Origin of the sequence: Shewanella sp. S1-58-MNA-CIBAN-0166 (assembly GCF_040310085.1) — a bacterium.
Lineage (GTDB): Bacteria > Pseudomonadota > Gammaproteobacteria > Enterobacterales > Shewanellaceae > Shewanella.
Window position 1 is genome coordinate 1 of record NZ_JBEOPN010000140.1, and the last position, 272, is coordinate 272.

The 272-nt window shown below is 63.6% G+C and carries 1 pseudogene; it reads right to left on the reverse strand.

From position 1 onward, the window contains the following. Nucleotides 1–272, reverse strand: a pseudogene (locus tag AAEY99_RS21440) (hypothetical protein); the annotation flags it as partial.

Consider the following 272-nt stretch of genomic DNA (forward strand, 5'->3'; position numbering starts at 1 on the left):
GTCAAGTCGAAGGTGGCCGCGTATTCCAGGGCGCGGCACAAGGTGCGCGTGCTGCGAAAGCTTTCCAGGCCATTGCCGAAGGCCACGCAACCGGCGTCACGCAGGGCGATCAGTTCGGCAAGTTGTTCGCCGTCCAGGCCCTTGCTCAAGGCACCAATGGGAAACACTTTGCAATTGCCGGCTTCGCGGGCGCGGTCGAGGATCAGCTCGGTCACAGCGGAAGTGTCCAGCACCGGCTTGGTATTGGGTGGGCAGCACAGGCTGGTCACGCC